The following is a 25,214-nucleotide window of genomic DNA, read 5'->3' as shown; positions in this document are numbered from 1 at the left end:
CAACCGCTGGCGGCTCCGTCACCGCCGCGAGGGCGCGCTTGCGTTGATCGCGCTCGAAAAACCGGAGCAGGGCAGGAGGGCGCTTGATGTCGGCAACCGAAACTTTTTACGACGTGATCCGTCGCCAGGGGATCACCCGGCGCAATTTCACCAAATTCTGCTCGCTCACCGCCGCCAGCATGGGGCTGGGCGCGACCGGCGCCTCGCAGGTGGCCCAGGCGCTGGAGACCAACCCGCGCGTGCCCGTGATCTGGATGCACGGCCTGGAATGCACCTGCTGCTCCGAGAGCTTCATCCGCTCGGCGCATCCGCTGGTGAAGGATGTCGTGCTGTCGATGATCTCGCTCGACTATGACGACACCATCATGGCGGCGGCCGGCCATCAGGCCGAGGCGATCCTCCAGGAGACCCGCGAGAAGTACAAGGGCAAGTATATCCTCGCGGTTGAGGGCAATCCGCCGCTCAACGAGGACGGCATGTTCTGCATCGACGGCGGACGCCCGTTCGTCGAGCGCCTTAAAGAGATGGCCGCCGATTCGATGGCGGTGATCGCCTGGGGCGCCTGCGCCTCCTGGGGCTGCGTCCAGGCCGCCAAGCCGAACCCGACCCAGGCCACCCCGATCGACAAGGTCATCACCGACAAGCCGATCATCAAGGTGCCGGGATGCCCGCCCATCGCCGAAGTCATGACCGGCGTCATCACCTTCATCAACACATTCGGCAAGCTGCCGGCGCTCGACCGCCAGGGCCGCCCGTTGATGTTCTATTCGCAGCGCATTCACGACAAATGCTACCGCCGTCCGCATTTCGACGCGGGACAGTTCGTGGAAGAGTGGGACGACGAGAACGCCAAAAAAGGCTTCTGCCTCTACAAGATGGGTTGCAAGGGGCCGACCACGTACAATGCCTGCTCGACCGTGCGCTGGAACGATGGCGTGTCCTTCCCGATCCAGTCCGGCCACGGCTGCATCGGCTGTTCGGAAGACGGTTTTTGGGACAAGGGGCCGTTCTACGAGCGCCTTTCGACCATCCACCAGTTCGGCATCGAGGCCAACGCCGACAAGGTCGGCCTGGTGGCCACGGCGGGCGTCGCCGCGGGCATCGCGGTCCATGCCGCCGTCACCGCCGCCGGCCGCATTGGCGTGAAGCACGGCAAGGCGCCGGGGCCTGACGCCTCGCAAGATCTGTCGCAAGGCCGCTGAGCGCGACCCGCTGGCAAAGACCGATCAAAAACCCTTAAGGAAACGCACCCATGGGTCTCGAAACGCCGAACGGTTTTAAGCTCGACAATTCAGGAAAACGCGTCGTCGTCGATCCGGTCACCCGCATCGAAGGGCATATGCGCGTCGAGGTGAACGTCGATTCCGACAATGTCATCCGCAACGCCGTCTCCACCGGCACGATGTGGCGCGGCATCGAAGTGATTTTGCGCGGGCGCGATCCGCGCGACGCCTGGGCGTTTACCGAGCGGATTTGCGGCGTCTGCACCGGCACCCACGCGCTGACCTCGGTCCGCGCCGTGGAAGACGCGCTGTCGATCAAGATCCCGGAAAACGCCAATTCCATCCGCAACATCATGCAGTTGGCGCTGCAGGTGCACGACCACATCGTGCATTTCTACCATCTGCACGCGCTCGACTGGGTGGACGTGGTGTCGGCGCTTTCCGCCGATCCCAAGGAAACCTCGACGCTGGCGCAGTCGATCTCGTCCTGGCCTTTGTCCTCTCCCGGCTATTTCAAGGACCTGCAGACCCGCCTGAAAAAATTCGTCGAATCCGGCCAGCTCGGCCCGTTCAAGAACGGCTATTGGGGCAGCAAGGCGTATCGGCTGCCGCCCGAAGCCAATCTGATGGCGGTGGCGCATTATCTGGAGGCGCTCGACTTCCAGAAGGAGATCGTCAAGGTCCACACCATTTTCGGCGGCAAGAACCCGCATCCGAACTGGCTGGTTGGCGGCGTGCCCTGTCCGATCAATGTGGACGGCATTGGCGGCGTCGGCGCGCTCAACATGGAGCGGCTCAACGTCGTCAAGGAGATCATCGACCGCTCGATCGAATTCACCAACAAGGTCTATCTGCCCGACGTGCAGGCCATCGGCACGTTCTACAAGGACTGGCTCTATGGCGGCGGACTGTCGAGCAAATGCGTGCTCGCCTATGGCGACATTCCCGAGCGCGCCAACGATTATAGCGCCGCCAACCTGCTGCTGCCGCAGGGCGCGATCATCGACGGCAATCTCAAGGAAGTGTTCCCGGTCAACCACCGCGACCCCCAGGAGATCCAGGAATTCGTCGCGCACAGCTGGTACAAATACCCGGACGAAACCAAGGGTCTGCACCCGTGGGACGGCGTGACCGAGCCGAACTACGTGCTCGGCCCCAAGGCCAAGGGCACCCGCACCAAGATCGAGGCGCTCGACGAAGAAGCCAAGTACAGCTGGATCAAGTCGCCGCGCTGGAAGGGCCATGCGATGGAAGTCGGCCCGCTGGCCCGCTACATCATCGGTTACGCCCAGAACAAGGCGGAGTTCAAGGAGCCGACCGAAAAGCTGCTCAAGGATCTCGGCCTGCCGCTGCCCGCTCTGTTCTCGACGCTCGGCCGCACCGCGGCGCGCGCGCTGGAGTGCCAGTGGGCCGCCGACAAGATGCTGCACTTCTACAACAAGCTGATCGCCAACATCAAAGCCGGCGACAGCTCGACCGCCAATGTCGAGAAGTGGGATCCGAAGACCTGGCCCGCCGAGGTCAAGGGCGTCGGCTTCACCGAAGCGCCGCGCGGCGCCTTGGCCCACTGGATCAAGATCAAGGACGGCAAGATCGACAATTACCAGGCGGTGGTGCCCACCACCTGGAACGGTTCGCCGCGCGACCCCAAGGGCAATATCGGCGCCTTCGAGGCCTCGCTGCTCGACACGCCGATGGCCGATCCGTCGCAGCCGCTGGAAATCCTGCGCACGCTGCATTCGTTCGATCCGTGTCTGGCCTGCTCGACCCACGTGATGAGCGAGGACGGCCAGGAAATGGCGAAGATCCAGGTTCGCTGACCGCACGACCGGCGCGGGTTTGCAAGCCCGCGCCCCCAATCGCCCCGGTCCGGCAAGCCCGGCGTAAGGCGCAAAAGTCAAATTTCCTGGGAGGTCGTCCATGGATTACGCGAAAATCGCCGATATCAGCGAGTTGAAAGGCCAGGCCGTCGTCGCGCGCCGCACGGTCTATGTCTATCAGGCGCCGGTGCGCATTTGGCATTGGGTCAATGCGGCCTGCATGACCGTGCTGTTCATCTCGGGCTATCTCATCGCCACGCCGCCCGGCTCGCTCGGCGGCGAGGCCAGCGCCCATTTCCAGATGGGCTACATCCGCTTCGCGCATTTCGCCGCGGGGCAGACCATGGCGGTGTTCTTCCTGATGCGGTTCATCTGGACCTTCGTCGGCAACGCCGCCTCGAAACAGCTGTTCTGGGTGCCGCTCTGGAAGAAGAATTTTTGGGACGGCCTGCTGAACGAAGCCAAATGGTACGCCTTCATGGTCAAATATCCCCGGCAATATGTCGGGCATAATCCGCTGGCGCACATGATGATGTTCTTCGTGTTCACGCTGGGCACGGTGTTCATGATCTGCACCGGCTTCGCCATGTATTCCGAAGGCGCCGGCCAGGATTCGCTCTGGGCCAAGGCGTTCGGCTGGGTATTTTCGATCTTCCCCAACAGCCAGGACGTCCACACCTACCACCATCTCGGCCTGTGGGTGCTGTGCCTGTTCGCCGCCGTCCACGTCTATGCGGCGGTGCGCGAAGACATCATGTCGCGCCAGAGCATGATCTCCTCGATGATCTCCGGCGAACGCCAGTTCCGCGACGACAAGGTCTGACCATGACGAAGAAAATCCTCATCCTCGGCATCGGCAATATTTTGTGGGCCGATGAAGGTTTTGGGGTGCGCGCGCTGGAGGCGTTCCACCGCCTCTATCGCGTTCCCGAAAACGTCAGCCTGCTCGATGGCGGCACGCAGGGCCTCTACCTCGTGCAATTCGTGCAGGAGGCGGACCATCTGCTGGTGTTCGACGCCATCGACTACGGCCTGGAGCCGGGAACGCTCAAACTGGTCGAAGACGACGAAGTGCCGAAATTCACCGGCGCGAAAAAGATGAGCCTGCACCAGACCGGCTTTCAGGAAGTGCTGTCGGCCGCCGACCTGATGGGCGACTATCCGGAAAAGCTGGCGCTGATCGGCTGCCAGCCTGAGGATCTGGAAAACTGGGGCGGCCCGCTCACGCATCCGGTGCGCGACCAGTTGACGCGCGCCGCCGATCTGGCCGCGACCATTCTGGCGCAATGGGGCGCGCCCTGCGCCCGCCGCGAACCGGGCGAACAGGTCGAGCCGTTGCTGGCCAACGACATCGACCACGCCAGCTATGAAAAGCCGATGGCGGCGGCGTAACGACACAGGCCGCACCCTCTCCCAGGCGGCCGACACTGGCGGCGCGGCGTTCCTGCCGCGTCGTCCCTTTCTCAATCCGCAGGAAAACGCGACCCATGTGCCTTGGCGTGCCGATGACCGTGATCGAGGGCGACGACGTCACCGCGCTATGCGCGCGCGGCGACGAGCGGCGCCGCGTGTCCGTGTTGCTGCTTGGCCCACAGCCGGCCGGCGCCAAAGTCCTGGTGCATATCGACAGCGCTGTCCGCGTGCTGGACGATGAAGAAGCCACGCTGATCGACCGGGCGCTGGTCGGGCTGGAAGCGGCGATGCGCGGCGAGGATTTCGAATCCGCCTTCGCCGATCTGATCGACCGCGAGCCGCAATTGCCGGAACACCTGCGCTGAGGCCGCCAAACGAGAGACGCTGCTGACAGTATAGGCCCGCCTCCTCAAGTCGTGATTGCGCGCCAAGCGAAGCAATCCAGGCTTCTCGCAAGCGAACTGACAGGCCGGGAAGGCAAGCGTGCATCATTCGCCGCTTGCAACAGTCCGGGATTGCTTCGCTCCGCGCGCATTAACGACGCGTCGACTTCGGGTCTTTCGCGACGCCATGTTGATCTGGATCAAAAATAATTCATCTCCGCATGCCATTTCGACTGGAAAGAATGTTTCTGTTTCTGTAAGCTTCGCTTCCAAGGCTCTCGTCCGACGACGCAAAGAACCGCCGCGCAAGCGGCTCGCGGACGCCGAGTAAAACAGAGGAAACACGCATGGATCATCCGCTGCTGCAGGCGCTTGTCGAGCGTCACGGCGTGCCTGTCGTCGATGACGCGAGCATCGACGCGTTCTTCGCAGGCGCCGCGCGCCCTCACGCGCTGCTGTTCTTTTCGGGCGTCGGGGCGCCCCGCCCGGAGACGTCGGATGTCGCCGTGCTGTTTCCCGAATTGCTGAAGGCGTTCGCCGGTCATGTGCAGGGCGCGCTGGTCGCGCCCGAAGCCGAAGCCAAATTGAAATCCCGCTTTCAGGTGTTCGTTTTCCCCTCCGTCGTCGTGACCCGCGGCGGCCAGCCGGTCGCCGTGCTGCCGAAAATCCTCGACTGGGCGGATTATCGCGAAAAGATCGCCGCCGCGCTTTCGCCCGACGCGCCGGTTCTGGTCGCGGCGCAGGGTCCGAAAACCGAATTCGCTTTCGTGCGCTAGTTTGCCGTTTGCAGCCGATCGCTCCCGCGAGGCGCGCGCCGCTTCGCCCGAACACGCCATGGGGACATTAAGATGAAAGCAGGATTCTGGGTTGCGCCCGAAGGCGCCGACGAAGCCATGACGCTGTTGCCGATCGGCGTGGACGACGCGCCGCAGGCCCGCCGCATTTCCCTGCTCGCCACCGGCGAGGGCGAGGCGCTGGCCAAAGCCTGCCCGCGCGTGCGCGACATGCTGCCGAAAATCGTCGCCGCGCTGGAAAGCCAGAAGGCGTCGGCGCCAGGCCAGCTGTTCGACCTGACCGAATTTTCCGACGACGAAAAGCGCCTGCTCTCCGAAGCCATCGGCGAAGGCGAGGTCGGCGGGCTCGCGGCGACGCCCGACGGCGTGACGGCGCAAGTGCAGGAGGCCAGCATGGCCGGCCTGTGGCGCGTGCGCTTCACCGATGGCGCGGGCAAATTGTTCGCGGATTATCTCGAAGTCTCGGCGCTGCCGGAAATCGCCCGTCGCGCGGCGCTCGCCAATTGCCGGCCGCTGACCATCTCCGCGCCGCCCGAAGGCGCGATGAACGTGATGCCGCTGCTGCAGGAAATCGCCGCGCGTTCGGACGCGTGGAAGGAGGGCGACGAGACCCACACCGTCACCTTCTCGCTGCTGCCGATGAATCCGGTGGACATGAGCTTTCTGCAGCAGACGCTCGGACCCGGCTCGGTCAAGCTGATCTCCAAAGGCTATGGCGCCTGCCGCGTCCACTCGACCGGCGCCAGGCATGTCTGGTCGGTGCAATATTTCAACGCCTCCGACGAGATCGTGCTGGATACGCTGGAAATCGGCGCGCCGCCGGCGGCCGCCTGCGCCGCCGACGAGGATTTTGTCGACAGCGCCGAGCGGCTGCGCGAGATCGAGGAGGCGTATTTTTCGTGAGCGCGACAGACTCGTCTTTCGAGCAATTCGGCAAGCCCACCGGCGACGACGACGCCAAGATGGAATGTGGCGTGTGCTGGCATGTCTACGATCCCGCCGAGGGCGATCCGGTCTGGCAGATCGCGCCGAGCACGCCGTTTTCGGCCTTGCCGGAGGATTGGCGCTGCCCCAATTGCGACGCGGCGCAATCGCGTTTCCTGCGGCTCGACAAACATGACTGAGACTGACCCGGCCTCGTTGGAACTGGCGGCGTGGCTCGAAGAGCATTTCCGTGAGCTTTACGATCGCTGCATGAAGGACATGCCGATCTGCAACCCCGCTTTGTCGGTGGCCTGCGTCGGATTTCGCCCCTACGGCGATTTCCATCTCGGCATCGTGCTGACGCCGTGGTTCATGAACATTTGCGCGGCCCCGCGCGCGGGCGCGCCAAAAGTCGAGACGCAGCCAGGCGCCACCCGCACTTTGGCGCTGCCGGCGGGATACGTGGATTTTCTCGCCACCGACCTCGACGGTTTCGACCGGCTGCTGTTCGCCTCGCTGTTCTCGCCGATGCAGGATTTCGTCGATCACGCGGCGGCGCTGGCGACGGCGGAAGCGGCGATGGACGCGCTGATGAAGCCGCCCCAGGCCGCAACGCCCGCGCCGCCGCCTCCGCCCGAACCGGCGCCCGCCAGTCAGGAAAAGGTGGCGATGGACCGTCGCTCCTTTTTCCGATTGGGGCGGCGCGGATGAGCGGCGCGCTGCGCATAAAAGTTCATGCGCGAGACGGCTTGGCCGTCGCCGTCGAAATCGACTCGCCGCGCGTCGATCCCAGCGCGGTTTTCATCGGCCGCACGCCCGAGGAGGCGGCGGTTCTGGCCAGCCGATTGTTCTCGCTCTGCCCGAGCGCGCAATCCATCGCGACGCGCGCCGCGACCGGCTTGCCGTCCCAGCCCAACGAGACCCTCGCGCTCCTGTGCGAAAAACTCACAGAACTTTTGCGCGCCAGTCTGCTCGACTGGCCGGGCGCGGCGCCGGCGCCCGACGACATCGCGACGCTGCGCGACGCCCTGTCGCTGCTGCGGCGCGCTCCGGACGCGGCGGCGCTGCGCGACGCCCTCGCGCGCCTCGCGCCGTTTTTCGCGCGCCAGCACGCGGAGGCGGCGGAGGATGACGACGCGATGCGGCTCTCCCCGCGCCGCGCCGATTTTCTGACGCCGGACGACGATGTTTTGGTGATCGACGCGCTTTGGTCCGACCGGACTTTCTGCCGCGCGCCGGCGCTGCCGGGCCGACGCGTCGAAACCGGAATCGCGGCGCGGCGCGGTCTGGCGCATGGCGGACTCGCCGCGCGCGTGACGGCGCGCCGGGCCGAAATGCTCGACACCGTCGCGGCGATGACAAACCTGTGCGACGGCGGCGCGGCTCCGGATTTGGTGTCGCGCGGCGCCGGCTATGCGGCGGTGGATTCGGCGCGGGGCCGCCTCTATCACGCCTGCAAGCTCGACGCGTCCGGGCGCATTTCCGACTATCGCATGGTCGCCCCGACGGAATGGAATTTTCATCCGGACGGCCCGTTCGCGCGCCTGATCGCCGGGGCGCGCATTGGCGCGGGCGCCGACGCCAAGCGCCGCGTCGAGCGCCTCGCCTTCGCGTTCGATCCCTGCATCAAGGCCGAGGCTGAAATTCTGGAATTGCCGCATGCATGAAATGTCGCTCACCGAGGGCGTGGTGGAGATTCTGGTCGAGGAAGGCCGCAAGCAGGGTTTCGCCAAGGTGAAAACCGTGTGGCTGGAGATTGGCGCACTCTCGGGCGTCGAGCCGGAGGCGATGCTGTTCTGCTTCGACGTGGTCGCGCGCGGCACGTTGGCCGAGGGCGCCAAACTGGAAATCGTGCGGACGCGGGGCGCGGGCTGGTGCCTCGATTGCGCAAAGACGGTGGCGCTGGGCGAACGCTTCGGCCAATGCCCCGAATGTGGTCAATATCACGTGCAGATGACCTCGGGCGACGAGATGCGCGTGAAGGAACTGGAGGTGGAGTGATGTGCACGGTTTGCGGATGCGGAACGGCCAGCGTCGAAGGCGAAAAACACGAGCACAAGCACAGCCATTCCCACGGCCATGCGCATGAGCATGGCGGGCATGAGCACACGCATGATCACGATCACGCGCACGGCCACAGCCATGATCACGATCATGATCAGGGCCATCATCATCACGACCACGATCACACCCACAGCCACGACTACGGCGCGGGACTCGCGGGCGTGCATGTCCCCGGCCTGAGCCAGGATCGCATCGTCCAGATCGAACGCGACATTTTGGGCAAGAACAATTCCTACGCCAACGCCAACCGCGTGGCGTTTGCGCAAAAAGGCGTGCTGGCGTTGAATTTCGTGTCGAGCCCCGGCTCCGGCAAAACTTCGCTGCTGGTGCGGACCATCGCCGACCTCAAGGACAAGTTTTCCATCGCCGTGATCGAGGGCGACCAGCAGACCTCCAACGACGCCGAGCGCATCCGCGCCACCGGCGCCAAGGCGCTGCAGGTCAACACCGGCAAGGGATGCCATCTCGACGCCCACATGGTCGGCCATGCGCTGGAAAACCTCGACGTCGCAGACAATTCGCTTCTGTTCATCGAGAATGTCGGCAATCTCGTTTGCCCCGCCGCCTTCGATCTCGGCGAGGCGCATAAGGTGGTGCTGCTGTCCACCACCGAGGGCGAGGACAAGCCGGCGAAATATCCCGACATGTTCGCCGCCGCCGATCTGATGATCCTCAACAAGTCGGATTTGCTGCCGCATCTCGATTTCGACGTCGGCGCCTGCCTCGCCCATGCGCTGCGCGTCAATCCGCGCCTGCAAACCCTGGTGGTATCAGCGCGAACGGGGGAGGGGTTGTCGAGCTTCTACGCCTGGATTGAAGCGCGCGCGGCGCTGGCAAGGAAGGGATGATGCGCGCCGCCGTCGTCCCAGCAAAGGAGACGGCGACGCGCCTGCGTCTGCGCCTGCGCGGCGCGGTTCAGGGCGTGGGCATGCGGCCCTTCGTGCACGGGCTGGCGCTGCGGTTTCACCTGTCCGGCTTCGTGCGCAACGACGCCGAAGGCGTGCTGATCGAAGTCGAAGGTTTCACCCGGGATTTCGTCAGCGCGCTGCGGGCGGAACTGCCGCCTTTGGCGCGCCTCGACAGTTGCGAATGCGAGGAGATCGCGCCGCGCGGCGATGCTGGTTTTCAAATAGAAACCACGCGGCGGGGCAAGGCGCAGACCCGCATTCCCGCCGACGCCGCAACTTGCGAAAAATGCCTCGACGACCTGTTCGATCCGTCGAGCCGGTTTCATCTCTACCCCTTCGTGAACTGCACGCATTGCGGCCCGCGCTACACGCTGACCCGCGCGCTGCCGTATGATCGCGCGCAGACCTCGATGGCGCGCTTTCCGATGTGTGCGGATTGCGCACAGGATTACGCCGATCCGACCAATCGTCGCTTCCACGCCGAACCCATCGCCTGCCCAACCTGCGGACCGCGCCTGACGCATGCGCCGCAAGAAATCGTTGCGGCGTTGCGCGCGGGCGCAATTGTCGCGCTCAAAGGGATCGGCGGCTTTCACTTGCTCTGCGACGCGCACAACGCGGAAACGGTCGCGGAATTGCGTCGCCGCAAGGGTCGCGAAGCCAAGCCGTTCGCGCTCATGCTGGCCAACGAAGCCTCACTCGCGCTGTTTGGCGCGCCGACGCCCGAGGAAGCAGCGTTGTTGCGCGCGCCCGCGCATCCGGTCGTGCTGGTCGAATCGCGCAAGAACCTGCCCGAGGTTTTGGCGCCCGGCATGAGCCGCATTGGCGTGATGCTGGCTTATGCGCCGGTCCACCATCTGCTGTTCCATGCAGCCGGCGCCGAGCGCGACGCGCCTTGCGATTTCGCTCTGGTGGCGACCTCGGCCAATCCCGGCGGCGAACCGCTCGTCACCGGCAATGACGAGGCGCGGCGCAAGCTGGAAAAAATCGCCGACCTGATCGTCACGCACGACCGCGACATTGTCGTGCGCGCCGACGACAGCGTGATGCAGATCGTGGATGGCGCCCCCGCGTTTCTGCGCCGCGCGCGCGGCTTTGTTCCCGAACCGATCGACCTCGGCGGCGATGGCCCGTGCGTGCTGGCCTGCGGCGGTCATTTGAAGGCGACGCTCACGTTGACGCGAGGGCGCGAAGCCTTCGTCTGCCAGCACATCGGCGACCTCTCGGACGCCGAGACCTTTCGCTTTTACGAGGAGAGCGCGGCGCATCTGTTGCGTCTGCTCGACGTCCAACCGGAAGTCGTCGCCTGCGACCTTCACCCCGACTATCTCTCGACCCGCTTCGCCGAAAATTTCGGCCTCCCCGTGTTGCGTCTCCAGCATCACGCCGCCCATGTAGCCGCCATCGCCGCCGAGCATGGCGAGACCGAAATTTTTGGCGCCGCGCTCGACGGAACCGGTCTTGGCGACGACGGCGCCATTTGGGGCGGCGAGGTCCTGCGCCTCGACGGTCGCGGCGGTTTTTTGCGAGAGGGCGCGTTGGCGCCGCTGCCGCTCTGGGGCGGCGACCGCGCCGCGCGCGAGCCATGGCGAATGGGGCTTGCGGCCTTCGCGGCGCTGGGCCGGCTCGATGAAGCCGCGGGCTTTTTCAGCGCCGTCCCGCAGGCGGCGCAGGTCGCCAAAATGCTCGGCGCCAGGCATCCGCAAACCAGTAGTCTCGGGCGCCTGTTCGACGCCGCCGCTGCATTGCTCGGCTTCCCGCAAAAACAGGAATTTGAAGGGCAGGCGGCGATGCGGCTGGAGGCTTTGGTTCGTGAGCCGAAGGCGCTTCCCGGCGGCTATGTCTGGCGCGACCAAAAACTCGATTTCACGCCGCTGCTGGCGCATCTGATCGACGCGCGCCCTGACCCGCGCAAGGGCGCCGAATTGCTGCATGGGACGCTGATCGCGGGCCTCGCGGAAGCTTTGTGCGCGCTCGCGCAAGTCGGCGAAGAAATCGCGCTCGGCGGCGGCTGCATGATGAACCGGATTCTGTCGGAAGGTCTCGCGCAGCGTTTGCGCGAGAACAATCACGCGCCGCTGCTGGCGCGCAAACTGCCGCCCAATGACGGTGGCCTGTCGCTTGGACAGGCGGCGTTGGCGCGAGCGGCGCTAAAGAATGAGCTTGAGGGAGAGAAAAAATGTGTCTCGCAATCCCCGTCCAGGTGACGGAACTGCTGGACGGCGACATGGCGAAGGTCAGCCTCGACGGCGTGCAAAAAGCGATTTCGCTGGCGCTGGTCGAGGATGTCCAGGTTGGCGATTACGTCATCCTGCATGTCGGTTACGCGCTGAGCCGGCTCGATCCCGAGGAGGCGCAAAGGACGCTCGAACTGCTGGCCGAAGCCGGCGTGGGAGCGCCCGTATGAAGTATGTGGACGAATATCGCGACGGCAAGCTCGCGCGCGGCATCGCCGCGACCATCGCACGCGAGGTCCGGCCGGACCATCTCTATCGCTTCATGGAATTCTGCGGCGGCCACACCCACGCCATCGCGCGCTACGGCCTTGAAGATTTGCTGCCGCAAAACGTGCGCATGATCCACGGTCCGGGCTGCCCGGTCTGCGTGCTGCCGGTCGGCCGCATGAACGACGCCATCAAGCTGGCGCAGCAGCCGGGCGTCACGCTGTGCACCTATGCCGACCTGATGCGTGTGCCCGGCTCTGACGCCATGAGCCTCACCAAGGCCAAGGCGGCGGGCGCCGACATTCGCATGGTCTATTCCACGCTCGATGCGTTGCGCATCGCGCAGGAGGAGCCGTCTCGCCGCGTGGTGTTCTTCGGCATCGGTTTCGAGACCACCACGCCGCCGTCGGCGCTGGCGATCCTGCAGGCGAAGCAACTCGGCCTGAAGAATTTTTCGGTATTTTGCAATCACGTGCTGACCCCCGCCGCGATCCAGGCCATCGTCGGCGCGCCGGAGGGCGCGGGCAAAGTGCCGCTCGACGGTTTCGTCGGGCCGGCGCATGTGTCGGTGCTGATCGGAACCAAGCCCTATGGTCATTTCGCCGAGACCTACAAGAAGCCGGTGGTGATCGCCGGCTTCGAGCCGCTCGACGTCATCCAAGCCATTCTCATGCTGGTGCGGCAGGTCAACGACGGCCGCGCAATGGTGGAGAACGAATATATTCGCGCGGTCACGCCGGAGGGCAATCGCAAGGCGCAGCAGACCGTGGCGCAGGTGTTTGAAATCCGCGACACGTTCGAGTGGCGCGGCCTCGGCGCCGTCGCCGACAGCGCGCTGAAAATCCGCGCCGAATATTCCGAGTTCGACGCCGAGAAGATTTTCGACGTCACCACCGTCGCGGCGCAGGACAATCCCGCCTGCGAATGCGGCGCTATTTTGCGCGGTGAAAAACGCCCCACCGATTGCAAATTGTTCGGCACGGTCTGCACGCCGGAGACGCCGATGGGTTCGTGCATGGTGTCGTCGGAAGGCTCCTGCGCGGCGCATTGGACCTATGGCCGCTTCCGCGACTCTCAGAACAGGAAGGCCTCATGAACGCCCCGCGCCTTCGCGCCAGAAAACTCGATATCAGGAACGGTCACGTCGATCTCTCGCATGGCGCCGGCGGCCGCGCCATGGCGCAATTGATCGGCGAAATTTTCGCGGAGAATTTCGCCAACGATCTGCTCGCCCAGGGCAACGATCAGGCGGTGTTTTCGGTCCCGCCCGGGCGCCTCGCCATGACCACCGACGGCTATGTCGTGTCGCCGCTGTTTTTCCCCGGCGGCGATATCGGTTCGCTCGCCGTGCATGGCACGGTCAACGATCTCGCCATGGCCGGCGCCCGCCCGCTGCATCTGTCCGCCAGCTTCATTCTGGAGGAAGGATTTCCGCTCGCCGATTTGCAAACAATCGCGCAAAGCATGGGCGCGGCGGCGCGCGAGGCCGGCGTGAAAATCGTCACCGGCGACACCAAGGTGGTCGAGCGCGGCAAGGCCGACGGCGTGTTCATCTCCACCGCCGGCATCGGCGTGGTTCCCGATGGCCTGGACCTGTCCGGCGACAAGGCGCGGCCCGGCGACGTGATCCTGGTGTCCGGCACGATCGGCGACCATGGCGTCGCCATCATGTCGAGCCGCGAGAACTTGGCGTTCGAGACGCAGATTCTGTCGGATTCCGCCGCGCTCAACGGTCTCGTCGCCGACATGGTCGCGGCCTGCGGCCCGCACCTGAAATTGTTGCGCGATCCCACCCGCGGCGGAATCGCCGCCACCCTCAACGAGATCGCGCACCAGTCGAAGATCGGCCTGCGCATCGAGGAGGACGCGCTGCCGGTCAAGGCGGAAGTGGCGGCGGCCTGCGAGTTCCTCGGCCTCGATCCGCTCAACGTCGCCAATGAAGGCAAGCTGCTGGCGTTCGTCGCGCCGGAGGCGGCGCAGGATTTGCTGCGCGTGATGCGCGCGCATCCGCTTGGCAAGGAGTCCGCGATCATCGGCGCCTGCGTCGAAGACCCGCATCATTTCGTGCAGATGCGCACCGCGTTTGGCGGCGGCCGCATCGTCGACTGGTTGTCGGGCGAGCAATTGCCCAGAATATGTTGATCAAGCCTTTCGAGGAAGACATGACGTCCGGCGCCGTTCTCATTATTGACGACGAATTGCGCTCGCAGGAATCGCTCAAGCGCGTGCTCTCGGAGGAGTTCGACGTGCTGCTGGCGAGCAATGCGCATGAGGCCGAGGCGGTGCTCGCCGGCGATCTCGTGCAGGCCATTGTGTGCGACCAGCGCATGCCCGGAGTCTCCGGCGTGGATTTCCTGCGCCACGTGCGCGAGACCTGGCCCGATCCCGTGCGCATGATCATTTCCGGTTTTTCGGAATCCGAGGACATCATCGCCGGCGTCAACGAGGCCGGCATCTACCAGTACATCACCAAGCCGTGGGACCCCGAGAAACTGCTGCAAACCGTGCGCGACGCCGTGCGGCTCTATCACTTGCAGAAGGAGCCGGGCGGCGTCGGCCAGGAGTTGAAGCCCTCGCATGGCACGCTCAATCGCGTGTTGTCGGAGCGGCGGCGCGAGCAGCGCAAGCTGTTCGAATTCGAGCGCATCGTCCACGACCCCGCCGGACCGATGGTCGAGACGCTGGCCCTGGCGCGCAAGGCGGCGGGCTACGATATTTCCGTGCTGATCACCGGGGCCTCCGGTGCCGGCAAGGAACTGCTGGCGCGCGCCATTCACTTCGGCTCGGCGCGCGGCGACAAGCCGTTCGTGGTGGAAAACTGCGGCGCGCTGCCGGACGAGTTGCTGGAGAGCGAGCTGTTCGGCTGCAAGAAGGGCGCGTACACCGGCGCCTATCAGGATCGCATCGGCCTGTTCGAACTGGCCGATGGCGGCACGATTTTTCTCGACGAAATCGGTGAGACTTCGCCCGCCTTTCAGGTCAAGCTGTTGCGCGTGTTGCAGGAGCGCGAGATTCGCCCGCTCGGCGCCACGCGCTCGCGGAAAATCGACGTGCGCGTGATTTCCGCCACCAACCGCGATCTCGAAAGCGATGTCGAGCAGGGCCGCTTTCGGCGCGATTTGTTCTACCGCCTCAACGCCTTCCCGATGCATCTGCCGGCGCTGACGGAGCGGCGCGGCGACATTCCGCTGATCGCCGAAAGCATATTGGCCGAGGTCAACCGGGCGTTCCGGCGCAAGGTTCCAGGCTTCGCGCCGGAGACGCTGCGGCGGCTGCGTGCCTATGGCTGGCCCGGCAACGTGCGCGAATTGCACAATGAGATCCAGCGCATGGTGGTGATGTCGGACGCCGACGCGCCGCTCGGCCCGCATCTGCTTTCGGCGCGCATGGCGGGCGCCGCGCCGGCGCCGCGCGGCGCGCCCGCGCCCGCCACGCTGAAGGATCAGGTCGAGGCGCTGGAGCGCGGCGCCATCGCCCGGACGCTGCTCGAGTGCGCCGGCAACATCAGCCATGCCGCGGAACGGCTGGGCTTGTCGCGCGTGGGGCTGCGCGCGAAAATCGACCGCTACGACCTGCGCAAGGATGTAAACCCGGCCGCGCCGCTCGGCCGGGCCTGTGACGGCTACGAACAATGACCAGCCGGCCGCGCCCCGAAAACATTCTCGCTCTGGCGGGGGCGGGCGAGGACGGCGACATGTCGGACGGCCAGGAATCCGTCTGGCGCGACGTCGTCAAGCGGGTGGACGAGGTCTATTCGGATCTCTTGCGCTACGAGACCGATCTCGAAGCGAAAAACGCCGAGCTGGAGGAGGCGCAGAGTTTTATCTCCAGCGTGATCGCCTCCGTCTCGGATATTCTGGCGGTGTGCGACGCGGAGGGAAACATCATCCAGGCCAATCCGGCCTTCGTGCGTCTGCTCGGGCGCGCCGAGGCCGAGCTTATCGGCTCGCCGTTGCTCGATCTGCTGGCGCAACAGGATCGCGAGGCGGCGCGCGGCTTTCTGCGCGGCGGCCGCGCCGGCGATTGCGAATTGCGCTTCGCCACCGCCGAGGGGCCGTCGGATGTGATGGCGATCAATTTCTCCAGCCGGTTCGACGCCTCCGGCCGCTGCGTCGGCGCGGTGCTCACGGGGCGGCGCATCGGCGAATTGCGCCGGGCCTATCAGGCGCTGCATGCGGCGCATCTCGATCTGCAACAGGCGCAGAAAAAGCTGATCGAGCAGGAGAAAATGGCGAGCCTCGGCCGTCTGGTGGCGGGCGTCGCGCATGAGCTGAACAATCCCATCAGCTTCGTCTATGGCAATGTGCATGTGCTCGAACGCTACAGCAAGACGCTGCTCGCCTATTTCGACGAGGCGCAGGAACTGGAGACGGAGGAGGGCGCGGCGCTGCGCGCCCGGCGCCGCATTGACGTCCTTCTGGCCGATCTCAAGCCGCTGATCGACGGCACGCTGGAGGGCGCGCAGCGCATCAGCGAGATCGTCAAGAACCTGCGCCGGCTGTCGTTCAATCGCGCGCATGAGGCGCAGAAGATCGACGTCGCGCGCATTGTGGCGGTGGCGGCGCAATGGGCGGCGCGGTCGAAGAAACATCCGGCGCGCATCGCCATCGACGTCGCGCCGGGCCTGACGCTGTGGGGCGACGAGGGCCAGATCCATCAGATCGTGGTCAATCTGATCGACAACGCCCTGCACGCCACGCGCGGGCGGCCCGACGCGCGCGTCGCGGTGCGGGCCGGCATGGCGCGCGGCGAGGTGGAGATCGTGGTCGAGGACAATGGCCACGGCATTTCCGAAGCGGCGTTCGACAAGATGTTCGAACCGTTCTTCACCACCAAGACGGTGGGCGAGGGCACCGGGCTGGGCTTGTGGATTTCCTATTCCATCGCGCGCGAGCATGGCGGGGCGATATCCGCCGCCAACCGGCCGGAGGGCGGCGCCGTGTTCACGCTGCGGCTGCCGGTCGGAGGATGAATTTTGCGGCCGCTGCGCATTGCGCTCCAGATTCTGGTTTTTACGCATTTTCTTCACGCGAACCGGTATCCACTTCGCTTGAAAATGCTTTAGATTGCGGCCTCCGCACGCCCAAGGACTTCACGTGGAATTTCTCGAACCTTTCACCACGATCGGCGGCTGGATCAGCCTGCTGAGCCTTTCCGCCATGGAAATCGTGCTCGGCGTGGACAATCTCGTTTTCGTCGCGCTCTCGACCCAGGGCCTGCCGGCGCCGCAACGCGCCAAAGCGGCGCGGCTCGGGCTGGCGCTCGCCATTTTCTTCCGGCTGGCGCTGCTATCGAGCATGTTCATGCTGGCGCATCTCTCCGTTCCGCTGTTCACGGCGATGGGTCATCAATTCACCGGCCGAGACCTCGTGCTCGCTCTCGGCGGCCTGTTCCTGCTCTACAAGGGCACGCAGGAGATTCACGAGGAGATCGCTCCCGACGACCCCGCGGCGCCCGCCGCGCCGCAGGCGCGCGGGTTTTTCAAGGCGATCGTCCAGATCGCGCTGCTCGACATCGTGTTTTCGCTCGACAGCGTGCTGACGGCGATCGGCATGGCCGACCATCTCGTCATCATGGTGGCGGCCGTGGTCATCGCCATCCTGCTGATGATGGTGGCGGCGGCGCCGCTCAGCCGGTTCATTGGCGAAAATCCCAGCGTGAAAATGCTGGCTTTGAGTTTTTTGCTGCTGATCGGCATGAGCCTGCTCACCGAGTCTTTCGGCTATCATGTGCCCAAGGGCTTCATCTATGCGGCCATCGGCTTTTCGGTTCTGGTGGAGGGGCTTAACCAGTTCGCCGGCCGCGCCCGCCGCAAGGCGGCCCGACTGAAGCCGCCGCCGCGGCCGGACAGCCCGGACAAATTCAAATAAACTCTTGGCGATCCGGGCCGCATTCGATATAAAGAGCTGTGAGGCGCGCGACCGAAAGGTTCCGCGCCCACTTTTTTAGCCGTGGCCGCCCGGTCCTTCGCGGGGAGGGCGTCCCGATTCGACAAAGCCGGAACACTCATGGCCAACCCGTTCAATTTCCTGCAGGAAGTCCGCGCCGAAGCCGCCAAGGTGACTTGGCCCACGCGCAAGGAAACCATGATCACCACCGGCATGGTCGCGCTGATGGTGGTGCTGGCCTCGATCTTCTTCCTCTCGGTCGATCAGGTCATCCGGCTCGGCGTCCGTTTCATTCTCAGCTTCGGCGGCTGAGCGGTCGCCGCTCGCGCCTGAAGCTTCCATTCGCTGCGTTTCCGCCGCACGGCTGCGTGCCGCGTGAAAAACGCCAGGGTTCCTACAGGGCAAATTCATGACCAAGCGCTGGTATATCGTCCACGCCTATTCCAACTTCGAAAAGAAGGTCGCCGAGTCGATCCGCGAAGGCGCGGCCCAGCGCGGACTGGGCGACAAATTCGACGAAATCCTCGTCCCGACCGAACAGGTGGTCGAGGTGCGCCGCGGCCGGAAATTCAACGCCGAGCGCAAATTCTTCCCCGGCTATGTGCTGGTGAAATGCGACCTGACCGACGAAGTGTTCCATCTGATCAAGAACACCGCCAAGGTCACCGGCTTTCTCGGCCAGGACAACAAGCCGTTCCCCATTCCCGAACATGAGGCGGAGCGGATCAAGGGGCAAGTGGCCGAGGGCGTCGATCGCCCCAAAACCTCCGTCAGCTTCGAGGTCGGCGAGAAAGTGCGCGTCAACGACGGCCCGTTCGCTTCGTTCGAAGGTTTGGTCGAGGAAGTCGACGAGAGCCGTTCGCGCGTCAAGGTGGCGGTGTCGATCTTCGGCCGCGCCACGCCGGTCGAACTCGAATACGGCCAGGTCGACAAGCTCTGAATTTTACGCTTCGTCCGCCGAAGCGTCGCTTTTGCAGCCGCCTTCCCCCGCGAGGGGGAGGGCGGTTTTGCTTTTGGCGCCGAGACCCTTCGCGGCGCCGCAAACAAAAAGGGCGCCCCGAGGGGCGCCCTGAATGTCAGCGCATGGCCACGCGTTTTTCTCGATCGCGCCGGCGATCCTGCGCCGGCTGGTAGGCGATGCGGGCGTGGGCGAGGCAATAGGGGCCGGAGCCGATCTGCATTTTCGCCCCGCAATAGCGGAAATCGGAATTGGTGGGATCGCCCAGGGGCCAGCGGCACATGGCTTCGCGCAGATCCATGATGGTCACGCGCTCCGAAATCGGAATGACGACATCGTCCACCGCCACGCGCGGGGCCGGCGCCGGAGCCGGGGCGACGTCCATCGCCAGCGCCAGCGCGCCATGGGTCATCGGCGCGGCGACCGGGCGCGCCGGCTCCTCCTTGCGGGGGCGGACGGCCGGCGCCGCAGCGGCGGCCGGGGTCTTGGCGCGGCCCGACAGGCCCAAACGATGCACCTTGCCGATCACCGCGTTGCGGCTGACGCCATGACCCAGTTCGTTGGCGATCTGGCTGGCGCTCAAACCGTCGAGCCACATTTTCTTGAGCAGCTCGACACGTTCATCGGTCCAGGACATAAAGCGGTCTCCAAATATACTTCGCGCGTCACCGCGCGCAAAAGCTCACCCCTCGTCGGCGCGACAAGCGCCGCGAGCGTGAAAGCTTGGCAACGGGACTGACGAGACGACGCCGATCAACGCGCGCCGCACAAAATGTCGTAGTCGACAGGAAAGAATCTACAACACGCGTGGAATCGGGCGCAAGAGTCGTTAATGCCTCAGTAAGGTTTTCCCCAGCCCATTGCAGATAGGACACAAATGGCCCCGACGATCCGCATTTGACCAAGGTGCGTGGATTTCCTAAGATTGCGTTATGTGGATGCCGTCCCGGGGGGGACGGCTCTTTCGTTTTCGGGCGGCGCAATCTCTGCTTGCCGGCGCCGGTTGGAGTTCGACATGACCTCTGCTCTTTTGCCAACTTATGCGCGTTACGATCTCGCTTTCGAGCGCGGCGAAGGCGCCTGGCTGGTTTCGACCGAGGGTGAAAAATATCTGGATTTTGGCGGCGGCATCGCTGTGGCCTGCCTTGGCTATAACCACCCGCATCTGGTCGAGGCGCTGACCCAGCAGGCCCGTAAGCTCTGGCACACCTCGAACCTGTTTCAGGCGCCCGAGGGCGAGCGGCTGGCGCGGCGTCTGTGTCAGGCGACCTTCGCGGACCGGGTCTTTTTCACCAATTCCGGCGCCGAGGCGCTCGAGCTGACCATCAAGATGGCGCGCAAGTGGAACGCCGCCAACGGCCATCCCGCGCGTTTCCATATGATCACCTTTGAAGGCGCCTTTCATGGCCGCACGCTGGCGACCATCGCCGCCGGCGGCAATCGCAAATATCTCGACGGCTTCGGCGAGCGGACGCCCGGCTTCGATCAGGTTCCGTTCGGCGATCTCGCGGCGGTGGAGAAGGCGATCGGCCCGGAGACCGGCGCCATATTGGTCGAGCCGATCCAGGGCGAGGGCGGCATCCGCGTCGGCGAGCGCGATTTCGTGCGCGGCCTGCGCGCCCTGTGCGATCATCACAAACTGATGCTGTGCTTCGACGAAGTGCAGTCCGGCATGGGCCGCACCGGCAAATTGTTCGCCTATGAGCATTATGGCGTCGCGCCTGATATCATGGCCTCGGCCAAGGGCATTGGCGGCGGCTTCCCGCTCGGCGCCGTGCTGGCGACCGAGGAGGCGGCCAAGGGCATGACCGTCGGCACGCATGGCACCACCTATGGCGGCAATCCCTTGGCCATGGCCTGCGGCAACGCCGTGCTCGACGTGATGCTGGCGGATGGATTTCTCGAAGAGGTCGGGCGCAAGGGGCTGGCGCTGCGCCAGCAGCTGGCGGGCCTCGCCGCCGCTTATCCCGACATTGTCACGGAGATCCGCGGCGAAGGCCTGATGCAGGGGCTTCAGCTCACGGTCGCGCCGGCGGATTTCGCGGCCGCAGCCCGGGCGGCGCGATTGATCGTGATCCCGGCGGCCGACCATGTCGTGCGCATCCTGCCGCCGCTGATCGTCGGCGACGAGGAAATCAAGATCGGCGTGGACAGGCTCGCCGAGGCCTGCGCGGCGATGAAGGCGGCCAAGGAGCCGGAAAAGGTATGAACATCTCGATTTCTCCCGCGCCGCGGCGCTTTCTCGATCTTGCGGATTTCTCGCGCGCCGAATTGCGGTCCATCCTCGACCTCGCGCGCGCCATCAAGGCCCGCCGCGTCAAGGGGCGCCGCGCCGCATGCCGCCCGCTCGAAGGCCGCACCCTGGCGATGATCTTCGACAAGCCCTCGACCCGCACCCGCGTCTCGTTCGACGTCGGCATGCGCGAGTTGGGCGGCGAGACCATCATGCTCACCGGCGCGGAAATGCAGCTCGGCCGCGGCGAGACCATGGCCGATACGGCGCGGGTGCTGTCGCGTTTCGTCGACGCCATCATGATCCGCATTCTCAGCCATGAGCATCTCGCCGATCTCGCCGCCCACGCCACCGTGCCCGTGATCAACGGCCTGACCAAGAAGACCCATCCCTGCCAGGTGATGGCCGATCTGCTGACCTTCGAGGAGCATCGCGGCGACATTTCCGGCGCGCGCGTCGCCTGGGTCGGCGACGCCTGCAACGTGCTGACCAGCTGGGTCCATGCGGCGGCGAAATTCGGCTTCACGCTGGACATCGCCACGCCCGAGGAGCTGGCGCCCCGGCCCGAGCTGATCTCCTGGGCGCGCGGGCAGGGCGGCGTGGTCAATGTGATGCGCGATCCCTACGAGGCCGTGAAGGACGCCGATTGCGTGATGACGGATTGCTGGGTGTCGATGGGCGACAAGGACGAAAAATTGCGCCACGCCCTGCTTGCGCCTTACCAGGTCAACGCCAATCTGATGCGTCACGCCGCCAAGGATGCGGTGTTCATGCATTGCCTGCCCGCCCATCGCGGCGAGGAAGTTACGGACGAAGTGATGGACGGACCGCAATCCCTGGTGTTCGACGAGGCCGAAAATCGCCTGCACGCGCACAAGGGCGTGCTGGCCTGGTGCCTGGAGGCCGATTTCGAGAAGGCCGGCGCATGACGGAACAGCGCATGACGGAACAGCGCGACGACACGGTTCTGCCCTTTGCGGTGGAGGCGCTGGACATGCGCGGGCGCATCGCCCGGCTCGGCCCGGCGCTGGACACGATCCTGACGCGCCACGCCTATCCGGCGCCGGTGGCGCGGCTGCTCGGCGAGGCCTGCGCGCTGTGCGTGCTGCTCGGCACCACGCTGAAGGAGGAGGGGCGCTTCCAGTTGCAGACCCGCACCGACGGCGTGGTCGATCTGCTGGTGGTGGATTTTGACGCGCCCGACCGGTTGCGCGCCTTCGCGCGGTTCAATGCGCAAAAGCTGGCGGCGCTGGAGGCGGGCGACCGCGAACACCTGCTCGGCCACGGCCATCTCGCCTTCACGGTGGAGCAGGGCGGCGACAACGCCCGCTATCAGGGGCTGGCCCCGGTCGAGGCCGGATCGCTGCAACAGGCGGCGTTGAGCTATTTCACCCAGTCCGAGCAAATCCCGTCCTTCGTCCGCCTCGCGGTGGGACAGGTGGTGACGCCGCAGGGAACGCAATGGCGCGCGGGCGGCCTGTTGGCGCAATTCCTGCCGCATTCGCCGGAGCGTCAGCGCATGGCCGATTTCCCGCCCGGCGACGCGCCGGAGGGCCATGCCGCGCCGGAATTCGTCGAGGACGACGCCTGGACGGAAGCCCGGCTGCTCGCCGCGACGGTCGAGGACCACGAACTGCTCGACCCCAACCTGACCGGCGCCGATCTGGCTTGGCGGCTGTTCAACGAGCGCGGCGTCAAAGTTTTCGCCACGCGGGCCGTCCGCGAGGCCTGCCGTTGCTCGGATGCGCGGGTGGAGGACATGCTGCGCAATTTTACTCAGGCCGAGCGCGACGACATGGTCCACGACGGCAAGATCACCGTGACCTGCGAGTTCTGCTCGACGAAACGGGTTTACGATCCCGAGGATTTCAAGGTTTAGCGCGTCAAATCGATCTCATTAACGGGAGTTTCTTGGTGTCGCAATCGTAACGGAATAACCTTCAAAGGCGCTGGAGTGTTCGATGGATGCGCAGAAATTCTCGTATTCACGCACCAAGATTGTATTTCTATCTATTGCTGCAATATTCTTATTAACTTTACCAGGGTTTTTTTATTTTTTTGGCGAAAAATGGAAGGGTGTGAATGATAGATATTACATGGGCGTAACGGCTCTATTTTTTCTATTATTATTAATACTGATACTCAAGCGTCTTGCCTCATTTTACTTTGACATAAATCCGGTCGTCTCAATATCTGACTTCGGAATTTGTGTTAGGCAAGTGAGCAATGATGTTATTTGTTGGGAAAAAATTACCTCTATTGAGGAGAGTAACGGTAAAGGGGGGAGATATTTCAGTCTAAGGTTGCTTCAAGGTGTCAAACAAGAATTACATCTGAAGAATCCTGATTCTTATTCAAGATACATTGATTCAATAGATTTCTCGCCGACCTTGCTTGAAGGGGATGCTAAAAAAATTCTTCACGCCATCCGTAATCGATTTGAGCAGGCGAAATTGAGGCGCTAACTTCGCCTGTCCAGAGGTCTTTTCACGTAAGCGCCCAGCAATTTCGCGTTCCTGCTTCAGCTCAGGCCCGATATTCCGCCCAGCACATCGGCGTCTCGAACACCTTGACCGCCTGGAGCGGCGGCAGGTTGGGGCTGACCTTCCGATAAATCCACAGCGCGATATTTTCCGCCGTGGGATTGTCGAGGCCCTCGATCTCGTTGAGCAAATGGTGATCGAGCGTCGCCAGCACCGGCGCGAACGCCGCCTCGACGTCGAAAAAATCCACCACGAAGCCGGTGTGCGGATCGACCTCGCCGCCGAGGGTCAGTTCGACGCGATAGGAATGGCCATGCAGCCGGCGGCAGCGATGCGTTTCCGGCACGTGGGGCAGGCGGTGCGCGGCTTCAAACGTGAAAGCCTGGGTGATGGTGATCGGCATGGCCGGGATTTAGAACATGATGGCCTGAAGGGGAAGGGAATTCCCCCGCCACAGGCCGAAAAGAAGACGCCTCATTCGAACGCCACGTCGCGGCTGCGCGCCAGCAGATGCTCGCCGCCGTCAAGCGGAAACAGTCCGCCGGGCATGTCGGGATGGTCGAGCAAAAAACCGATCAGCGCGCAAAGCTCGTGGGGCGGCAGCGCGCGCCCCGTGGGGATTTTGGCGGAATCCTCGACAAAGCGCGCCTCGCTCTGCGGCCCCGAGGGAAACATCAGGCCCGGCAGCAGGCCGAACGCGCGCACGTCGGCGCGTCCCGCGCGATTCCACATCTGCGTCAGGGTTTGCAGGCCGGATTTGCCCAACGTGTAGGAATAATAATCCGGATTGAGGTTCAACAGTTTTTGGTCGAGGATGTTGAACACGTTCAGCCGCTGGTCCGGGCTTTTGTCGCGGCAGGCCGCCTCCAGAATCTGGAACGGCGCGAGCATGTGGACCATAAAACTTTCCGTCAGCAGGTTGGCGTCGCCCCGGCCGGGAAAGTCGTGAACGAAATTGGAGGCGTTGTTGACGATCGCCTCGGGGACGCCGAACGGCTGGGACATGCGGGCGCAAAACGCCTCGATGTTTTCGCGCGCCACGAAATCGAAGGTCATCACCTCGACCGCCGCGCCCTGGCCGCGCAATTCTTCCGCCAGCGCCGCGACGTTTTTGCGGGGGCTGCGCTGGTGCAGCACCAGCGCATAGCCGCGCCCCGCGAAAAAACGCGCGAGCGGCGCGGCGAGCCGGCTGGAGGCCCCGGTGATGAGAGCGGCCGGCGCCGTCAAGCCAGGGGCGCCCAGCGGGCGCGGGTGCGGAACAGGTCGATGCCGGCGCCGCGCGTTTCGTTGTAAATGTCCGGCTTGCGCACCGAAATCCGGCAGGCGGCGACGCGCTTGTCGCCGAAGCAGGCGTCAACCACCTTGTCGGCCACCGTCTCCAGCAGATCGATATGGCCGTCCTTCTCCAGCGCGAGAATGCGGTTGCGCACCTTGTCGTAATCGATGATCTTCATCTGCTCGGCGCGCGCGGTGCTGAGCGGCGCATAGAGGCGGACGGAAATGATCAGGCGGGTCGGGCGCTCGGGGTGGCGCTCCCACGGATGCAGGCCGCAGGACACGTTCACGCTCACCTCGTCGAGCGCCAGGACGATATGGTCCTCTCCGTTGAAAAAATCTGTCATCGCGCACCTTTAGCCGTGAGGCGCCTGTCATAGGCCCGGGGCGCAAACCTGTCCATC

Annotated in this window: 29 protein-coding genes; 25 read left to right on the top strand and 4 right to left on the bottom strand. The window is 64.6% G+C overall.

Annotation, left to right across the window (positions count from 1 at the left end; genetic code table 11):
* Window positions 1-83: 83 nt before the first annotated feature.
* From CFB24_RS15320 to nusG, 21 genes are all read left to right on the top strand, one after another.
* Window positions 84-1,202 carry a hydrogenase small subunit gene (locus tag CFB24_RS15320; RefSeq protein ID WP_088521503.1) on the top strand — a complete coding sequence of 373 codons (1,119 nt, stop codon included), beginning with the start codon at window positions 84-86 and terminating at the stop codon, window positions 1,200-1,202.
* A 50-nt stretch (window positions 1,203-1,252) separates the two neighbouring features.
* Window positions 1,253-3,043 carry a nickel-dependent hydrogenase large subunit gene (locus tag CFB24_RS15315; RefSeq protein WP_088521502.1) on the top strand — a complete coding sequence of 597 codons (1,791 nt, stop codon included), beginning with the start codon at window positions 1,253-1,255 and terminating at the stop codon, window positions 3,041-3,043.
* A gap of 100 nt (window positions 3,044-3,143) precedes the next feature.
* A complete protein-coding gene (cybH, locus tag CFB24_RS15310; protein WP_088521501.1) occupies window positions 3,144-3,866 on the top strand; it encodes a Ni/Fe-hydrogenase, b-type cytochrome subunit in 723 nt (240 codons plus the stop codon).
* A gap of 2 nt (window positions 3,867-3,868) precedes the next feature.
* Window positions 3,869-4,435: a HyaD/HybD family hydrogenase maturation endopeptidase gene (locus CFB24_RS15305; RefSeq protein WP_088521500.1), complete on the top strand. Its 567-nt coding sequence runs from the start codon at window positions 3,869-3,871 to the stop codon at window positions 4,433-4,435.
* Between the two features lie 95 nt (window positions 4,436-4,530).
* A complete protein-coding gene (locus CFB24_RS15300; RefSeq protein WP_088521499.1) occupies window positions 4,531-4,821 on the top strand; it encodes a HypC/HybG/HupF family hydrogenase formation chaperone in 291 nt (96 codons plus the stop codon).
* A gap of 365 nt (window positions 4,822-5,186) precedes the next feature.
* The gene (locus CFB24_RS15295) at window positions 5,187-5,615 is read left to right on the top strand and encodes a thioredoxin domain-containing protein (protein ID WP_088521498.1); all 429 of its coding nucleotides are present in this window, start codon (window positions 5,187-5,189) and stop codon (window positions 5,613-5,615) included.
* Between the two features lie 72 nt (window positions 5,616-5,687).
* On the top strand, window positions 5,688-6,536 hold the full coding sequence (locus CFB24_RS15290) for a hydrogenase expression/formation protein (RefSeq protein ID WP_088521497.1): 849 nt from the start codon (window positions 5,688-5,690) through the stop codon (window positions 6,534-6,536).
* A 59-nt stretch (window positions 6,537-6,595) separates the two neighbouring features.
* Window positions 6,596-6,757 carry a rubredoxin gene (locus CFB24_RS15285; RefSeq protein WP_088521544.1) on the top strand — a complete coding sequence of 54 codons (162 nt, stop codon included), beginning with the start codon at window positions 6,596-6,598 and terminating at the stop codon, window positions 6,755-6,757.
* Complete coding sequence (gene hybE, locus CFB24_RS15280) at window positions 6,750-7,268, top strand: [NiFe]-hydrogenase assembly chaperone HybE (protein ID WP_088521496.1); 519 nt, start codon at window positions 6,750-6,752, stop codon at window positions 7,266-7,268. The genes CFB24_RS15285 and hybE overlap by 8 nt, the downstream gene beginning before the upstream one ends.
* Window positions 7,265-8,224 carry a nickel-dependent hydrogenase large subunit gene (locus CFB24_RS15275; protein WP_088521495.1) on the top strand — a complete coding sequence of 320 codons (960 nt, stop codon included), beginning with the start codon at window positions 7,265-7,267 and terminating at the stop codon, window positions 8,222-8,224. The genes hybE and CFB24_RS15275 overlap by 4 nt, the downstream gene beginning before the upstream one ends.
* A complete protein-coding gene (gene hypA / locus CFB24_RS15270; RefSeq protein WP_088521494.1) occupies window positions 8,217-8,558 on the top strand; it encodes a hydrogenase maturation nickel metallochaperone HypA in 342 nt (113 codons plus the stop codon). The genes CFB24_RS15275 and hypA overlap by 8 nt, the downstream gene beginning before the upstream one ends.
* Window positions 8,558-9,469, top strand: a complete 912-nt coding sequence (gene hypB, locus CFB24_RS15265) for a hydrogenase nickel incorporation protein HypB (RefSeq protein WP_088521493.1) — start codon at window positions 8,558-8,560, stop codon at window positions 9,467-9,469. Before hypA ends, hypB begins: the two co-directional genes overlap by 1 nt.
* Window positions 9,469-11,736, top strand: coding sequence for a carbamoyltransferase HypF (gene hypF, locus CFB24_RS15260; protein ID WP_088521543.1), 2,268 nt, complete (start codon window positions 9,469-9,471; stop codon window positions 11,734-11,736). The genes hypB and hypF overlap by 1 nt, the downstream gene beginning before the upstream one ends.
* Window positions 11,709-11,936 carry a HypC/HybG/HupF family hydrogenase formation chaperone gene (locus CFB24_RS15255; protein ID WP_088521492.1) on the top strand — a complete coding sequence of 76 codons (228 nt, stop codon included), beginning with the start codon at window positions 11,709-11,711 and terminating at the stop codon, window positions 11,934-11,936. Before hypF ends, CFB24_RS15255 begins: the two co-directional genes overlap by 28 nt.
* Window positions 11,933-13,069 (top strand): hydrogenase formation protein HypD, encoded by a 1,137-nt coding sequence (hypD, locus tag CFB24_RS15250; RefSeq protein WP_088521491.1) that lies wholly within the window; start codon window positions 11,933-11,935, stop codon window positions 13,067-13,069. The genes CFB24_RS15255 and hypD overlap by 4 nt, the downstream gene beginning before the upstream one ends.
* Entirely contained in the window at window positions 13,066-14,115 is a 1,050-nt protein-coding gene (gene hypE, locus CFB24_RS15245; protein ID WP_088521490.1) for a hydrogenase expression/formation protein HypE, read from the top strand. The genes hypD and hypE overlap by 4 nt, the downstream gene beginning before the upstream one ends.
* A gap of 20 nt (window positions 14,116-14,135) precedes the next feature.
* Entirely contained in the window at window positions 14,136-15,608 is a 1,473-nt protein-coding gene (locus CFB24_RS15240) for a sigma-54-dependent transcriptional regulator (protein WP_088521542.1), read from the top strand.
* Window positions 15,605-16,945 (top strand): sensor histidine kinase, encoded by a 1,341-nt coding sequence (locus tag CFB24_RS15235; RefSeq protein ID WP_088521489.1) that lies wholly within the window; start codon window positions 15,605-15,607, stop codon window positions 16,943-16,945. The genes CFB24_RS15240 and CFB24_RS15235 overlap by 4 nt, the downstream gene beginning before the upstream one ends.
* Window positions 16,946-17,069: 124 nt before the next feature.
* A complete protein-coding gene (locus CFB24_RS15230; protein ID WP_244593204.1) occupies window positions 17,070-17,843 on the top strand; it encodes a TerC family protein in 774 nt (257 codons plus the stop codon).
* Between the two features lie 138 nt (window positions 17,844-17,981).
* Entirely contained in the window at window positions 17,982-18,173 is a 192-nt protein-coding gene (gene secE, locus CFB24_RS15225) for a preprotein translocase subunit SecE (protein ID WP_088521488.1), read from the top strand.
* Between the two features lie 97 nt (window positions 18,174-18,270).
* Window positions 18,271-18,801 (top strand): transcription termination/antitermination protein NusG, encoded by a 531-nt coding sequence (gene nusG / locus CFB24_RS15220; RefSeq protein WP_088521487.1) that lies wholly within the window; start codon window positions 18,271-18,273, stop codon window positions 18,799-18,801.
* 136 nt (window positions 18,802-18,937) lie between these two features.
* On the opposite strand, the gene CFB24_RS15215 is transcribed toward nusG, so the two are convergent.
* On the bottom strand, window positions 18,938-19,456 hold the full coding sequence (locus CFB24_RS15215; RefSeq protein WP_088521486.1) for a GcrA family cell cycle regulator: 519 nt from the start codon (window positions 19,454-19,456) through the stop codon (window positions 18,938-18,940).
* A gap of 378 nt (window positions 19,457-19,834) precedes the next feature.
* Between CFB24_RS15215 and CFB24_RS15210 the strand changes: the two genes are divergently transcribed.
* The 4 genes from CFB24_RS15210 to CFB24_RS22610 all read left to right on the top strand — a co-directional run bounded on the left by CFB24_RS15210 (window position 19,835) and on the right by CFB24_RS22610 (window position 23,517).
* Window positions 19,835-21,028: an aspartate aminotransferase family protein gene (locus CFB24_RS15210; RefSeq protein WP_088521540.1), complete on the top strand. Its 1,194-nt coding sequence runs from the start codon at window positions 19,835-19,837 to the stop codon at window positions 21,026-21,028.
* Complete coding sequence (gene argF / locus CFB24_RS15205; RefSeq protein ID WP_088521485.1) at window positions 21,025-21,981, top strand: ornithine carbamoyltransferase; 957 nt, start codon at window positions 21,025-21,027, stop codon at window positions 21,979-21,981. Before CFB24_RS15210 ends, argF begins: the two co-directional genes overlap by 4 nt.
* Window positions 21,978-22,931, top strand: a complete 954-nt coding sequence (locus tag CFB24_RS15200) for an Hsp33 family molecular chaperone (RefSeq protein ID WP_088521484.1) — start codon at window positions 21,978-21,980, stop codon at window positions 22,929-22,931. Before argF ends, CFB24_RS15200 begins: the two co-directional genes overlap by 4 nt.
* Before the next feature lie 82 nt (window positions 22,932-23,013).
* Complete coding sequence (locus tag CFB24_RS22610; protein WP_141098459.1) at window positions 23,014-23,517, top strand: hypothetical protein; 504 nt, start codon at window positions 23,014-23,016, stop codon at window positions 23,515-23,517.
* 61 nt (window positions 23,518-23,578) lie between these two features.
* Here CFB24_RS22610 and queD read toward each other — a convergent pair whose 3' ends face one another.
* The 3 genes from queD to CFB24_RS15185 all read right to left on the bottom strand — a co-directional run bounded on the left by queD (window position 23,579) and on the right by CFB24_RS15185 (window position 25,157).
* On the bottom strand, window positions 23,579-23,932 hold the full coding sequence (queD, locus tag CFB24_RS15195) for a 6-carboxytetrahydropterin synthase QueD (RefSeq protein WP_088521539.1): 354 nt from the start codon (window positions 23,930-23,932) through the stop codon (window positions 23,579-23,581).
* Window positions 23,933-24,009: 77 nt separating this feature from the next.
* Entirely contained in the window at window positions 24,010-24,762 is a 753-nt protein-coding gene (locus tag CFB24_RS15190) for an SDR family NAD(P)-dependent oxidoreductase (protein ID WP_158255224.1), read from the bottom strand.
* The gene (locus CFB24_RS15185) at window positions 24,759-25,157 is read right to left on the bottom strand and encodes a dihydroneopterin aldolase (protein WP_088521482.1); all 399 of its coding nucleotides are present in this window, start codon (window positions 25,155-25,157) and stop codon (window positions 24,759-24,761) included. Before CFB24_RS15185 ends, CFB24_RS15190 begins: the two co-directional genes overlap by 4 nt.
* Window positions 25,158-25,214 lie beyond the last annotated feature (57 nt).

This window comes from Rhodoblastus acidophilus (assembly GCF_900187365.1).
Lineage (GTDB): Bacteria > Pseudomonadota > Alphaproteobacteria > Rhizobiales > Beijerinckiaceae > Rhodoblastus > Rhodoblastus acidophilus.
Note: the sequence above shows the minus strand (reverse complement) of the source record. Positions and strands in the feature narration are given on the sequence as shown.